The sequence below is a fragment of the Halococcus sp. PRR34 genome, assembly GCF_028617175.1.
Lineage (GTDB): Archaea > Halobacteriota > Halobacteria > Halobacteriales > Halococcaceae > Halococcus > Halococcus salifodinae.
This window is the reverse complement of sequence record NZ_JAQJDA010000002.1, coordinates 191,353-204,599: the sequence shown is the minus strand read 5'-3', so window position 1 is coordinate 204,599 and position 13,247 is coordinate 191,353. Positions and strand designations below refer to the sequence as shown.

The following is a 13,247-nucleotide window of genomic DNA, read 5'->3' as shown; positions in this document are numbered from 1 at the left end:
GTCACCACGACTTGCACGCGTCGCAGACCAGGTTCTCACCGTCACGCCAGCGCGCCGCGATTGTCGCACCACACTCGCCGCAGGACGCGTCCGGTGACCACGCGTACGTCGACTGGAGGGCTTCCCCATCACCGCCGGGCGGGTCGGCTTCCGCGACGTCGCTCGGTTCGGTGTCATCGACCATACGCCCAGTGAGCGCGCCGACGGCTTGACTGTGGTGGACGGATACGCACAAGTACCTCCCCATCCGACGGGGCGTATGGCGAACATCGTCACACGATTGCTCGGCAACATCCCCGAACTCGTAGACAAGTTTTCACAGGTCGCGCTCGGCGATCCGCTGTCGGCGATCCTGTTGCTGTTCGGTGCGATCTTCGTGCTGTTCGCGGTCGGCGTGTTCGGCTATCTCACCGCCGGCGCACTCGTCTCGGGGATCATCCCCAAGAACTTCGGTCGCACGCCGCCCCAGCAAGGCGAATAGCCGTCTCGGGATCCGGACCAAGCGGCGCACCGATCACGATGCTGTCAGCGTGCTCTGAGACTGCGGTGAGCCGCGACTCGACCGCGCCGGGCTCGCCGGCGATACAGAACGCGTCGATCATCGCGTCGCTCACCCGGTCGAATGCGGTACCGAAATCGCCCGCCGCGATCGCGTCGCCGATCGCGTCCGCGCGGTCGGAATCGAGTCCGTGACGCTCGACGACGGGCGGTGGCGCGCCAGCAGCGATGAACGCCACCGGCGGGCGGGCGGCCTCGTGGGCCGCCGTAGCGTCTTCGGCGATGCTGACGCTCGCGTACGCCGCGAGGTCGAATTCTCCATGTTCGGCTGGGCGTTCGTCGAGCCCCTCGGCGACGCGGTCGGCGGCCCACGCGAGGTCATCGGGATGTGACCCGTTGAAGAGGAGTCCATCGGCGTGTTTTGCAGCCATCCGACACATGTGTGGTCCTTCGCCGCCGACGTACACCGGGATCTCGCCGACGTCGTAGTTCAGGCCGGCGTCCCGCGCGACGAACGTGCCGTCGTGATCGACGCGCTCGCCGTTCCAGAGTCGGCGGGCGACCTGGAACGATTCGAGCACCGATCGGAGCCCACGTTCGTCTTCGAGGCCGAGATTTCTGAGGGTCGAGGGATCGCCAGGCCCGACGCCGAACACCGCGCGGCCGTCGGCGAGCTCGTCGAGTGTCGCCACCCGCGAAGCGAGCGTCACCGGGTGAGTCTCGTAGGGATTCGTGACACCGGGTCCGAGCCGGATCTCGTCCGTTCGTTCGGCGAGCAGCGCGAGTGCGGCGAACGGATCGCGGTTGTTGTAGTGGTGGCTCGCGAACACCGTGTCGAACCCCGCCCGATCGGCCGCGATACCGAGATCGACGAGTCGCTCGGTGGGATGTTCGGGTGTGAGTTCAATCGCGCGCATACGACCACTCCCGGAGCGCCTGGCGGACGAAATCGGTCTCGACGTCCCGGAACAGCTCGTCGCTCCCCGCGAACCCGTCGAGCTCGAACTCCCGGACTACGGCGACCGGCTCGCCGCCCGACCCCTCGCCAAGCACGAGGTTCGCCGCCGCCGCGAGCTCGTCGACGATCGACTCCACCGTGACGCCGAGTTCGCGGCCGTCGCGGTCGTGCTCGCCACGCCAGTCGTGGCTCGCCGGCAGGCCCGCTTTTCCGATGGCGACTCCGCGCTGGCCGTGGCGGAACGGCCGGCCACAGGTGTCGGTCACGATCACGGGCACGGAGAGCGCGTCGTGGAGCCGGCGGGCACTCTCGTCCGGGCGTTTCGGCAAGAGGAGGATATCGCTGCCCGGCACGTTCGAGCGGTCGATTCCAGCGTTGACGCCGACGTGGCCGAACCGGGTCTCGGTCAGCAGGAACGGGGCCTCGATCAGGAGATCGGTGCTCTCCTCAAGCACCGCCTGGGCGAACCGGGGGTCCTTCTCCTCGCCCGTGATCTCGGCGAGCCGGTCGGCGATCTCGGTCGCGCGTGGGCCCGCCGGGAACGCGTCGAGGTCGTGCGCCCGGCCTTCAGCCTTCGAGACCACCGTACTCGCCACACAGACCACGTCGGCAGAATCGAGATCCGCGCGTTCGTCGATCAGCGCGGCGAGGTCGTCGCCCTCGCGGATCTCGGGGAGATCGGGGACGGGAGTGACGTTCATGACCGGCCTCCGGTGGGGGGACACTTCCGTACTTCGGGTCGGCACTACCCGGAACTGCTGGTCCGTCAGCGCTCGTGAACAGTTACGTCGAGGTCACCGTTCTCGACCGTCGCGATCATCATCGTCGCCGTCTGGGCCGGTTCAGCCCCGGTCGCGCTGCCCGGGTTCAGCAGACGGACGCCGTCGCCCTCGGTGTCGAGCACCTGATGGGTATGACCCGACACGCCGACCGTCAGCCCGTCGGCTGCCTCCTCGCGGATGATGCCTGCTACGCGCTCCTCGTACCCCTCGATGTCGCCGGTGCCATGCGCGACGACGAATTCGACGCCGCCGCGCTCGACCGTCGTCACCGACGGCAGATCGAACTGTGGGTCCATGTTTCCGGTCACAGCCGTGAGTTCCACGCCAGCGAGGTCGCGTACCTCGTCGAGCGTGTCGGCCGAATCGAAGTCGCCGACGTGGATGGTGTGGTCGGCCGCCTCGACTTCCTCCCTGACCCACCCCGGGATTCGATCCGCGCGCGAGGGGATGTGGGTGTCGCCGATGATCGCGATCCGTACCATGCGCGCCCGTTCGAGCCTCAGGCTCAAAGTTCCCCGCGCCACGTTCAAGACCGAACGCGCGGTAGCGATCCTATGGATGAAACCCACGTCGTCACCTGTTTTCTCCGGAACCGCGGCGAGGTTCTCTTGCTCCACCGCAGCGACGCCGTCGGCTCGTATTCCGGTCGGTGGGGTGCGGTCGCGGGCCACGTCGAGAGCGATCCCGACGGAGCCGCACGCGAGGAGATCGCGGAGGAGACGGGTCTCGACGATGCCGTGTCGTTCGTTCGTGCGGGCGACTCGTTCGCAGTGACGGACGGCGACCTCGATACACGGTGGACCGTTCATCCGTACTTGTTCGACTGCGAGTCACGCGCGGTCGAGCCGAATTACGAGACGACCGATGTCGAGTGGGTCGCCCCGTCCGAAATCAGGCGGCGCGAGACGGTGCCCGATCTCTGGACGTCCTACGAGCGCGTCGCGCCGACGGTCGAAGTAGTCAAAGCGGACACCGATCACGGCTCGGCATGGCTCTCGGTGCGTGCTCTGGAGGTGCTCCGTGACCGCGCTGGCGTGCTCGGAACGACCACCGAGAGCGAGGACGCGTGGGGCGAGCTTTCGACCCTCGCCGAGGACCTCCGCACAGCGCGGTCGAGCATGACGGTCGTTGGGAACCGAATCAACCGCGCGATGGCCGCGGCGAGCGACGACCGAACTCCCGAAGCGATCGAGCGCGCCGCAACTGCGGGGATCGACCGCGCGTTCGAGACCGACGAGGCGGCCGCACGCGAGGCGGCCGCACGGCTCGATGGCACGGTGCTGACGCTCTCGCGATCAGGGACGGTGCTCAACGCGCTCCGCCAAGCGTCGGTCGAGGAAGTGCTCGTCTGTGAGTCGCGACCCGCCTGTGAGGGGGTCGGCGTCGCGGAGGCACTCGCGGACGACTGTCCTGTGACGCTCGCGATCGATGCGGCGGCCGCCCACCTCCTCTGCGAGCGTGTAGTCGACGCCGTGATCGTCGGCGCGGACACCGTCTTCTCCGACGGCAGCGTCCTCAACAAGGTCGGAACCCGGGCCGTCGCGGTGGCCGCTTCCCACGAGGAAGTTTCGGTGTACGTCGTCGCCGCGAGCGACAAGATCGATCCCGATCCGGAGGCGGAGCCGGACTTCGAGGAGCGAGACCGAGGTGCGGTCTACGACGGTGACGCCAATCTCACCGTGACGAACCCGACGTTCGATCGGACGCCGGCCGAACACGTCACCGTCGTCACCGAGGAGGGCCGACTCGAACAGGACGACATCGCCGAGACGGCAGTAGAGCTGCGCGAACTCGCGGCGTGGACGTGAGCCCGGCCGGCAGAAAAACGGGAGCATCACAGGAGCCACGACGATACAGGATCGAAGGTACCTGGTGTGATATTGCCAGAGAAAACAAAAAGATCACTCGAAATATGCCCACGAATGTGGGGACGACGATTGCTTGTCATTCGATCGAGTGATTAGCGACTATATCTGTTTTCTCCCACGATATCGACACATCTAGTCGTTTTAACGGTCGGTCCGTCGGTTATATCGGTTCAGTTATCGTGGCTCACAACAGGAACGACCTCGTGCCGGTCGGAGTCGTAGTCACCCGTTCAACTGATTCAGAAATTTGCCAATCCAAAGCAGCTACCGTGGATAGATCGCCATCTCAGATTCGCCACGACCCACGCATAGTACTAGCTGTGGGAGCCTGGAAGCGATATCGATTAGAGACGGGTGGCATGCAGATAATTTTAATTCTCGGTCAGTACAGATTCGATGCGACCGGCTCAGTGGGCGTCTTCTCAAAAATACTGCGCACGCTCGGTGTGTCTAAGCAGACGGATGGATCTCCGGTATTCTTTAATAGCCGACCACCCAACCGGCGATTCGAGATGGATATCGAGGCATTCTTCGAGGGCATGCCGTTCGCCGATCTGCTCGGCGTCGAAGTGACCGAGGCGGCGGACGGCCACGCTGAAGGCCACATCGCGATGCGCGAGGAACTGTCGTGGAACCAGGATCGCATGATGGCACACGGCGGCGTTACGTTCACGCTCGCCGACACCGTCGGCGGCGCGGCGCTGGTCTCGCTCGTCGACCAACCCGTCCCGACGATCGACATGCGGATCGACTATCTCGAAGCGGGCACCGGCGATCTCTACGCCGAGGCGGACGTCGTTCGCGAGGGCGGCGACGTCGGCGTGGTAGACGTGGCCGTGACGGCGGAAGACGGAACGTCGGTGGCCGACGTTCGCGGCGTATATAAAACCGGATAGCGCATCTCCGCCTCGGTCGCGGCCGGCACTTATTTCCGTCACATAAGGTGGTGTTTTCGACAGGAATCGTCTGTATCAAACCCATACCCCAATCAGACAACGGTAGCGGCCTCTCGATCGCGCCGACGCAGCGAGTCCTTACTATCAGTATTTGATCATAGTAGTCGAAGGTTTTATTACGGAGTGCGGGTCAGTCCGCGGTGTGACTATGCAAGACAAGGACAAGGAGTCGAAATCACCGGCTATGAGGAGCGCTAGCTCACGCCGCCGTTTCCTTGCGCTCGCCGGTGCGGCAGGATTCACGGGGCTTGCCGGCTGTAGCGGGGGCGGTGGCGGGAACGACTCGAACGATAGCGGCGACTCTGGCGGCGACGCGGGGAGCGCCAATGGAAGTGGTGGCTCGGCAGGCGGGAACGGCAGCGAAGGCTCCAGCGGTGGCAACACTAGCAGCGACGCCAGCGGCGAGAACGAAACCGGTGGCAACGGGAGCGGCTCGGGTGGCGGCGGGTCGGCGGATCTCGGGAGCGTGACCGTCGGCATCCTGAACCCGATTTCGGGGGCGTACAGCTCACTCGGACCAGGCCAGCGCAGCGGCGCGGAGCTGGCGGTCGAGCAGATCAACGGGAGCGACGAGTTCGGCGTCGAGATCGAGCCGGTGTACGCGGACACCGAGACCGCCACGAGCGCCGCCCAGGGGAACGCCCAGCGGCTCGTTCAGGAGGAGGGTGCCGAGTACCTCTTCGGCGCGATCAGCAGTTCGGTCGCGCTCTCGCTCAACGAGTTCGCCGCGAGCGAGGAGTTCGTCTACTTCCCTGGCGGGGCCGCCGTTCCGATCACCGGCGAGAACTGCAACGAGTGGGTGTTCCGGTGTGAGACCAACACCGCCCAGATCGCGGAGGCGATCTCGGGATACTCGGTCAACAACCTCGGCACGAACGTCTGGTTTCACATCGCGGACTACGCCTACGGCCAGTCGGTGTACAACCGCGTCAGCTCTCGGATGGAGTCGGCGAACGACAGCTATCAGGAGGCAGGGCTCACGAAATCACAGCTCGGCTCGTCGAACTACGGCTCCTTCATCAGCCAGATCTCCAACTCGAACGCCGAGGTCGCGGTGCTCGGCATGACCGGCGGCGATCTCGTCAACTTCGTGAACCAGGCCGCCGATCAGGGGCTCACCGACCAGGTGAACCTCGTCGGGCCGACGATGAGCTTCCAGAGCGTGCGCGCCGCGACCGGCAGCAACGCCGTCGGGACGTACGGTGGCGTACGGTACGACCCGTCGGTCGATCTCGGTGACAACCAGCAGTTCGTCGAGGCATTTCAGAGCGCGAACGACGGACCACCGGGCAACTTCGCCCGGGTCGGCTACGACTCCGTCCGGCTCATCGCCCGTGGGATTCAGCAAGCCGGCAGCACGGATCCGGCCGACGTCAGAGACGCCCTCTCGGGTGGGACCTTCACGACCGTCCTTGGCGACGTCACGCTCAGAGAGTCCGACCACCAGGCCACCAACCCGACGTGGATGGGCGAGCTGGTCGAAGGCGACGGCGACATGGCCGACGTGGAGCTCATCGACAAGACCGAGGGCGAGGCAGCGCTGCCGCCGGCCTCGGAGCTCGGCTGTAGCCTGAACTGAACCCTCATGGTATCCGTATCCGCCTTCGTCGAACAGCTCGTGAACGGCGTCACCCTCGGGATGGTGTACGTCCTGCTGGCGGCGGGGCTGTCGATCATCTTCGGCGTGATGGACGTCATCAACTTCTCGCACGGCGAGCTGTTCGCGCTGGGGGCGTACTTCGCACTCAGCATCGTCACCCCGCTCGGCGCGACCGGCTTCTGGGTCGCGCTCGTGGTCGCGCCACTACTCGTGGGCGTGATCGGTGCGGCCATCGAACGGTTCACCGTCCGACCGCTGTACGGCCGGGACCCCCTCTATCACATCCTCCTCACGTTCGGGCTGGTGCTCATCATCAGTGACCTCATTCAACTCGTCTGGGGCACCTCCCAGCACCAGCTCACCGTCCCCGACGTCCTCAACCAGTCGATCGCCGTCTTCGGCGTTCGGCTCTCGGTGTACAACTACTTCATGATCCTCGTGGGAGCCGTGCTCGCGATCGGGACGTGGCTCGTCCTGAATCGAACCACGTACGGGACGATCGTGCGGGCGGGCTCGCAGGACCGCGAGATGGTGCGAAACCTCGGTATCGACATCGATCGGTACTACACCCTCGTCTTCGGCTTCGGGGCCGCGCTCGCCGCGGTCGGCGGGATCGTTCTTGGGGGATATCAGAACGTCAACCCAGGGATGGGCAACGGCGTCATCATTCCCGCGTTCATCATCGTCGTACTGGGCGGCCTCGGGAGCTTCCGCGGGGCGGTCTTCGGCGGGCTCCTCGTCGGCGTCATCCAGACGATGACCCGGACGTACGTTCCCGTGCTCGAAGGACTGACGATCTTCCTGTTGATGATCGGTGTGCTCCTCCTGAAGCCCCAGGGACTGTTCGGCAACCCCGAGTGGCAGACCACCGAGTCGGACGAAGGCGAGCTCCTGATCGGAGCGCACGGCGGGGTGTTCGCGCGGGAGACCCGCGAACGGCTCGGAATCGCGGTGGTGGCGCTACTCGCGGTGATTCCGATCGTGCTGCTGGCGACCGGCAACGACTACTACGTGACGCTGCTGAACGAGATCTTCATCTGGGCGATCTTCGCGCTCAGTCTCGACTTCGTGATGGGCTATGCCGGACTCGTCTCGCTCGGCCACACCATGTTCTACGGCATCGGTGCGTACGTTGCGGCGCTCGTCCTGCTCCACCTCGCACCCTCCTTCCTGATCGCGCTCGTCGGTGCGATGGCGATCTGTGCGGTCGTGGCGTGGGTCGTCGGTAACCTCTCGATCCGGGTGTCGGGGGTGTACTTCGCGATGATCACGCTCGCGTTCGCTCAGTTGTTCTACAACGCGGTGTTCAAGCTCGACTGGACCGGCGGGAGCGACGGGCTGCTCGGGTTCGACGCGTTCCTCGGGATCGGTGGTGTCGGAGCCCCGATCTCCGAAGTCGAGTTCACGCTCGCGGGGTTGACGATCACACCGGCGGCGGTGTTCTACTACCTCGCGCTCGTCCTCGCGGTCGCCGCGCTGCTGTTCGCACGGCGGTTCATGAACGCACCCTTCGGCAGCGTGCTCCAGTCGATCAGCGAGAGCGAGGAGCGAACGGAGTTCATCGGGTACGACGTCACGAAATACAAGCGCCGCGCGTTCGTCATCAGCGGCGCGCTCGCGGGGCTCGCCGGCGGGCTGCTCGCGGTGAACCCCGACACGTTCGTGATCTCGCCGGATCAGACACTCTACTGGATCAACTCCGGCGAGGTTATCGTGATGACGCTGCTCGGGGGGATGGGAACCCTGTTCGGACCGATGATCGGTGCCGGGGTGTTCATCGGTGCCGAAGACGTTCTCGCGACCTACACCGAGCAGTGGCGCATGGTGATCGGGGCGGTGTTCGTGCTGTTCGTGCTGTTCGTCCCCCGTGGCCTGGTCTCGATCCCGTCGCTCGTGGCGCGGTGGCGGGATAGCCAGGAGGGTGACCCACCCGCCGGGCTCGACGATACGGAGGTGAGCCCGGATGACTGATGCCGTGCTCGAAACCGAGGGGATCACGAAGCGCTTCGGCGAACTGACCGCGGTTGATCGCGTCGATTTGACAGTGGAGGCCGGCGAGTTCCGGAGCGTCATCGGGCCGAACGGTGCGGGCAAGACCACGCTGTTCAACTGCATCACCGGCGCGCTTTCGCCCACCGAGGGCACGGTGTGGTTCCGCGGCGAAGACATCACAAACCTTCCTTCCCACGATCGGGTGCGGCGCGGGCTCGGCCGATCGTTCCAGATCACGAACGTCTTCGGCGGCCTCGCGGTCCGAGAGAACGTCCGACTCGCGGCTCAGTCGATTTTCGACGACGATATCTCCGGCCGCGACGCGATGTTCCGTGACAAGAACTCGTTCGGGGACGTTGCCGCACACACCGACGAGGTGCTCGACCGGATCGGCCTCGCGAGCCACGCCGACGAGCGCGCCGAGACGCTCGCGTACGGCGACCAGCGCCGGCTGGAGATCGGGATCGTGCTCGCGACCGATCCCGACCTCGTGCTGCTGGACGAACCCACCGCCGGGATGAGCAGCGAGGAGACCCGGGCGACGATGGACCTGATCGAGGACGTGCTCGCCGATCGAAGTTTGCTCCTGATCGAGCACGACATCGACCTCGTGATGCGAGTCTCGGATCGGATCACGGTCCTCACCCGCGGCGAGGTGCTCGCGGAGGGATCGCCGGAATCGATCGCCGGGGACGACGACGTGCGCGACGCGTATCTCGGGGGTGTCCGTCAGTGAGCGACCCGCTGCTTGCGGTCGAGGACGTCCACGCGGGCTACGGGCTGACCGAGGTGCTCCAGGGCGTGAGCTTCGACGTCGACCGCGGGTCGGTGGTCGCGCTGGTGGGTCGCAACGGGGTCGGCAAGACCACGACGCTCCGGTCGATCGTCGGCAACCTCAGTCCCACGAGCGGCCGGATCACCTTCGACGGCGAGGAGATCACGGGGCTCGCGACCGAGAACACAGTTCGGAAAGGAATCACGTTCGTCCCGGAAGATCGGCGGGTTTTCCCCGGACTCACCGTACGGGAGAACATCGAGATGGGGCAGCACGGCGTGCCGACCGAGGGTGGTCCCTCAGTCGACGCGGTACTCGACCGATTCGAGAACCTCCGAGAGCGTGAGGGGAGTTACGGCTCGGTGCTCTCGGGCGGTGAGCAGCAGATGCTCGCGATCGCACGGGCACTCGTCGCCGATCCCGATCTCCTGTTGCTCGACGAACCCACCGAGGGGCTCGCACCCTTCATCGTCCGGGAGATCGAGGCCATCATCCGGGAGTTGAACGACGACGGGATCACCGTCCTGCTGGTCGAGCAGAACATCCCGGTTGCGCTCGACGTCGCGGACCACGCGCATATCCTCGCCCACGGCGAGATCGTCCACAGCGGTCCCGCTGCGGCGGTGCGAGACGACGACGAGCTCCTCGATCGCCACCTCGGCGTGGGAGCGATCGAATAGCACATCGACTGCCAGATCCAATTCGACACCAATGACGACCGAACCACGACCCCAGACGGACGAACTGTCGCACGATCCAGCCGGGCGATCCCGAGCCGCGAACCGCACTACTGAGCACGCGAACGGGGAGAGGCGGGTGAATCGATGACCCACGAGACCCCGATCCGGATCGATCACATTGGGATCGCGGTCGAGGAGTTCGAAGCGGCCGAGGCCGTCCTCCACGCGCTCGGCGCGGAGAAGTACGTCGACGACACCGGTCCGGGCGAGGAGTTCCGGTGGGTCGGCTACATCCTCGGCGACGCCTCGCGACTCGAACTCATCACGCCGCTCGCCGAGGGAAGCTTTCTGGAGGAGTTCCTCGATGCGAACGGGCCCGGCCTGCATCACGTCACGTGCGAAGTCGCCGACATCGACGCCGTGGCCGCGGCGCTGACCGACGCCGGCGTCACCGTGGTCGATCGGGCGGAACACGAGGTTTACACCGAACTGTTCGTCTCGCCGCGCAACCCTACCGGGACCCTGTTTCAGCTGATGGAGTACCACGACACCTACGAGGAACGCTACGACCCAGATCAGTCGTTCGTCGGCGGCCGCCGGGTCGAGGCGGCGTGGCCGACGTTCGAATCGGCCGAGAAGTGAACGGACGGGCTGCCAGCTTCAGCCGTCTTTATCCATACCCGCAGACGAGTGATCGATCCACGACCGTACATCGAGCCGCCAACACGTTGCTGACGGAAAACACGGTCTCGGCTGTACCGGGAAACGGGAAGGCTTTTGATGGCAGTACCTCTCGCTTGGGGTAACATGACACGCGACACCTGGGCAACGCGGGTCGGCTTCATTCTCGCGGCAGTCGGCAGTGCCGTGGGACTCGGTAACATCTGGCGATTTCCGTGGATGACGGCCGAAAACGGCGGGAGCGCGTTTCTGGTTACGTATCTGTTCATCGTGCTCGGCGTCGGCGTTCCCGGCCTCCTCGCGGCGTTCGTGATCGGCCGGCGTGCGAACCGCAACCCGGTCGGTGCGTTCGAGTCGCTCCGCGGTGGCCGTGGCTGGACCGCGCTCGGCGGGCTCTGTATCGTGACCTCGCTCGTGCTGGTTTCGTTTTACAGCGTCGTCGGCGGCTGGGTGCTCCGGTACTTCCTCGAGAGTTTCACCGGCGCGTACTTCGCCCAGCCCGAAGCCCACTTCAGCAGTATCGACTTCGGTCTCCAGGCGTTCGGCTTTCAGGTGGTCTTTCTCGTCTTGACCGCACTGGTCGTCATCGCCGGCATCCGCAAGGGGATCGAGGCCACCACGAAGGTCATGATGCCCGCGGTCGTGGTGTTGCTGGCCGCCCTCGCGGTGTGGGCGTTCCAGCAGCCGAACGCAGCCGCGGGCTACGACTTCTTCCTCTCCTTTGACGGCGGGTATCTCGCCGACAACTTCGTGGCGGTGCTCGGCGCGGCGGCCGGTCAGGCGCTGTTCACGCTCTCGATCGGCGGTGGAACGATGCTGACCTACGCGTCGTATCTCGGCGAGGATCGCTCGCTCCCGGCCGACGGCTCGATCATCGCAGTCTTGAACCTCGGGATCGGCGTGCTCGCCGGTCTCGTGGTGTTCCCGCTGCTGTTCTCGGTCGTCGGCGGGCCGACCGGCGGCGGGACGGGCGCGCTGTTCGTGAGTATCGCCGGGGCGTTCGCCGAGCTTCCCGCGGGACGGTTCATCGGCGCGACGTTCTTCCTCGTGGTGTTGTTCGCGGCGCTGTCGAGTTCGATCAGCATGCTCGAGATCCCGGTGTCGTACGTCGTCGACGAGTTCGGGTACGACCGCACGCCGGTCACCCTCGGTCTGTTCGTGCTCGTCCTCGGAACCGGCGCGATCAACGCGTTCAACGGAGGGATTTTCGCGTTCGTCGCCGGCCCGCTCGTGAGTCAGCTCATGACCCTCGGACTGATCGGATTCATGATCTACGCCGCGTGGGTGCTCGGCGACGAGGCTGTTGCGGAGTTCACGAAGGGTGCGGGATCGATCGCACGAGCGCTCGCCACCCCGTGGCGGTACGCGATCGGCACGGTGTTCCCGCTCTTCCTCCTGTTCTCGTTTTACTCGTCGATCGTCGACTTCGCCGGGCTCTCGCTTTCGACGATGGCGATCGCGGGACTCGCGCTCCTCACCGGGATCCCGTTCGTCGGCCTCGTTCGCTGGGTCGAGGGAAGCGGTCGGACCGGGACGGCTGAAGCGGCCGACTGACGCCATCGCGCCCCCGTTTCGCGGCTGCGGTTCGGTTGGGGTGTCTCGCATCGTCGTGGTCCACAAAGCCCAATACGGGCAGCTACATACCCCTCGGCATGTCCGGCAACGAACGGTCGAATCGTCCGGTAACCACCACCGAAACCTCCATCCGGATCCTCGAACTCCTGAAGGCCAACGGACGGCTGAGTCTCGCGGGACTCGCCGACGAGTTCGAGATGGCCCGAAGCACCATCCATCGCCACCTCCTGACCCTCGAAGACAACGACCTCGTCCGTCGGACGGACGGCGAGTACCACCTCGGACTCCGGTTGCTCGATTTCGGGATGCGCGCGCGCGACCGGATCGACTTCTATCACGCCGCCCGCCCGCTCGTCGATCGGTTGGCGTCCGAGACCGACGAGAAGGTCTGGCTGGTCGCGAAGGACGGCCGTTTCAGCGTCCACCTCTACAAGTCCTACGGCGACAACCCGCTCGAAACCTCCGCACGGGTCGGCCAGCGACGATATCTCCACCAGCTCGCCGCCGGGAAGGCGATCCTCTCACAGCTCCCCGATGAAGAAGTTCGGGACGTTCTCGATCACTGTGGCCTCCCCGAACAGACCGAGCACACGATCACCGAGCGCGACGAGCTGCTCGGCGAACTCGACGGGATCGACGAGCGCGGCTACGCGTTCAATCGTGGGGAGTCGATCACGGGGCTGAACGCGGTCGGCGCGCCGATCCGCGACGCCGACGGCTATCCGGTGGGCGCGATCAGCATCTCCGGTCCCGCGAATCGGGTGAAAGGCGACCTCCTCCGAGAGGAGCTGCCCGACAAACTGCTCGCCGCGATCGACGAGATCCACATCCACCTCCGGTACGCCTCGAACGAGGAGGGCGGCCGACCCGAGTAACGCCGCA

14 protein-coding genes are annotated in these 13,247 nt (G+C 65.6%); 10 read left to right on the top strand and 4 right to left on the bottom strand.

Annotation, left to right across the window (positions count from 1 at the left end; all coding sequences use genetic code 11):
* Position 1: 1 nt before the first annotated feature.
* Positions 2-184: a hypothetical protein gene (locus PHA81_RS04360; protein WP_005044592.1), complete on the bottom strand. Its 183-nt coding sequence runs from the start codon at positions 182-184 to the stop codon at positions 2-4.
* A 75-nt stretch (positions 185-259) separates the two neighbouring features.
* Between PHA81_RS04360 and PHA81_RS04355 the strand changes: the two genes are divergently transcribed.
* Positions 260-481 (top strand): hypothetical protein, encoded by a 222-nt coding sequence (locus PHA81_RS04355; RefSeq protein WP_005044591.1) that lies wholly within the window; start codon positions 260-262, stop codon positions 479-481.
* Here PHA81_RS04355 and PHA81_RS04350 read toward each other — a convergent pair.
* The 3 genes from PHA81_RS04350 to PHA81_RS04340 all read right to left on the bottom strand — a co-directional run bounded on the left by PHA81_RS04350 (position 435) and on the right by PHA81_RS04340 (position 2,720).
* A complete protein-coding gene (locus tag PHA81_RS04350; RefSeq protein WP_005044590.1) occupies positions 435-1,415 on the bottom strand; it encodes a 5,10-methylenetetrahydromethanopterin reductase in 981 nt (326 codons plus the stop codon). The two genes, PHA81_RS04355 and PHA81_RS04350, sit on opposite strands and share 47 nt — an antisense overlap.
* Positions 1,402-2,157 carry a coenzyme F420-0:L-glutamate ligase gene (locus tag PHA81_RS04345; protein WP_005044589.1) on the bottom strand — a complete coding sequence of 252 codons (756 nt, stop codon included), beginning with the start codon at positions 2,155-2,157 and terminating at the stop codon, positions 1,402-1,404. The genes PHA81_RS04350 and PHA81_RS04345 overlap by 14 nt, the downstream gene beginning before the upstream one ends.
* Before the next feature lie 65 nt (positions 2,158-2,222).
* Positions 2,223-2,720 carry a metallophosphoesterase family protein gene (locus PHA81_RS04340; RefSeq protein WP_005044588.1) on the bottom strand — a complete coding sequence of 166 codons (498 nt, stop codon included), beginning with the start codon at positions 2,718-2,720 and terminating at the stop codon, positions 2,223-2,225.
* 72 nt (positions 2,721-2,792) lie between these two features.
* Between PHA81_RS04340 and PHA81_RS04335 the strand changes: the two genes are divergently transcribed.
* The 9 genes from PHA81_RS04335 to PHA81_RS04295 all read left to right on the top strand — a co-directional run bounded on the left by PHA81_RS04335 (position 2,793) and on the right by PHA81_RS04295 (position 13,240).
* Positions 2,793-4,046, top strand: coding sequence for an NUDIX domain-containing protein (locus PHA81_RS04335; RefSeq protein ID WP_005044587.1), 1,254 nt, complete (start codon positions 2,793-2,795; stop codon positions 4,044-4,046).
* 572 nt (positions 4,047-4,618) lie between these two features.
* On the top strand, positions 4,619-5,002 hold the full coding sequence (locus tag PHA81_RS04330) for a PaaI family thioesterase (protein ID WP_005044585.1): 384 nt from the start codon (positions 4,619-4,621) through the stop codon (positions 5,000-5,002).
* A gap of 208 nt (positions 5,003-5,210) precedes the next feature.
* Positions 5,211-6,641 carry an ABC transporter substrate-binding protein gene (locus PHA81_RS04325; protein ID WP_273835555.1) on the top strand — a complete coding sequence of 477 codons (1,431 nt, stop codon included), beginning with the start codon at positions 5,211-5,213 and terminating at the stop codon, positions 6,639-6,641.
* Between the two features lie 6 nt (positions 6,642-6,647).
* Positions 6,648-8,633 carry an ABC transporter permease gene (locus tag PHA81_RS04320; protein WP_005044583.1) on the top strand — a complete coding sequence of 662 codons (1,986 nt, stop codon included), beginning with the start codon at positions 6,648-6,650 and terminating at the stop codon, positions 8,631-8,633.
* Positions 8,626-9,390, top strand: a complete 765-nt coding sequence (locus PHA81_RS04315; RefSeq protein WP_005044582.1) for an ABC transporter ATP-binding protein — start codon at positions 8,626-8,628, stop codon at positions 9,388-9,390. The genes PHA81_RS04320 and PHA81_RS04315 overlap by 8 nt, the downstream gene beginning before the upstream one ends.
* Complete coding sequence (locus tag PHA81_RS04310; RefSeq protein WP_005044581.1) at positions 9,387-10,109, top strand: ABC transporter ATP-binding protein; 723 nt, start codon at positions 9,387-9,389, stop codon at positions 10,107-10,109. Before PHA81_RS04315 ends, PHA81_RS04310 begins: the two co-directional genes overlap by 4 nt.
* 144 nt (positions 10,110-10,253) lie before the next feature.
* Entirely contained in the window at positions 10,254-10,751 is a 498-nt protein-coding gene (locus PHA81_RS04305; RefSeq protein ID WP_005044579.1) for a VOC family protein, read from the top strand.
* Positions 10,752-10,916: 165 nt separating this feature from the next.
* Positions 10,917-12,344: a sodium-dependent transporter gene (locus PHA81_RS04300; RefSeq protein WP_005044578.1), complete on the top strand. Its 1,428-nt coding sequence runs from the start codon at positions 10,917-10,919 to the stop codon at positions 12,342-12,344.
* Between the two features lie 98 nt (positions 12,345-12,442).
* Positions 12,443-13,240 carry an IclR family transcriptional regulator gene (locus PHA81_RS04295; protein WP_005044577.1) on the top strand — a complete coding sequence of 266 codons (798 nt, stop codon included), beginning with the start codon at positions 12,443-12,445 and terminating at the stop codon, positions 13,238-13,240.
* Positions 13,241-13,247: the final 7 nt, after the last annotated feature.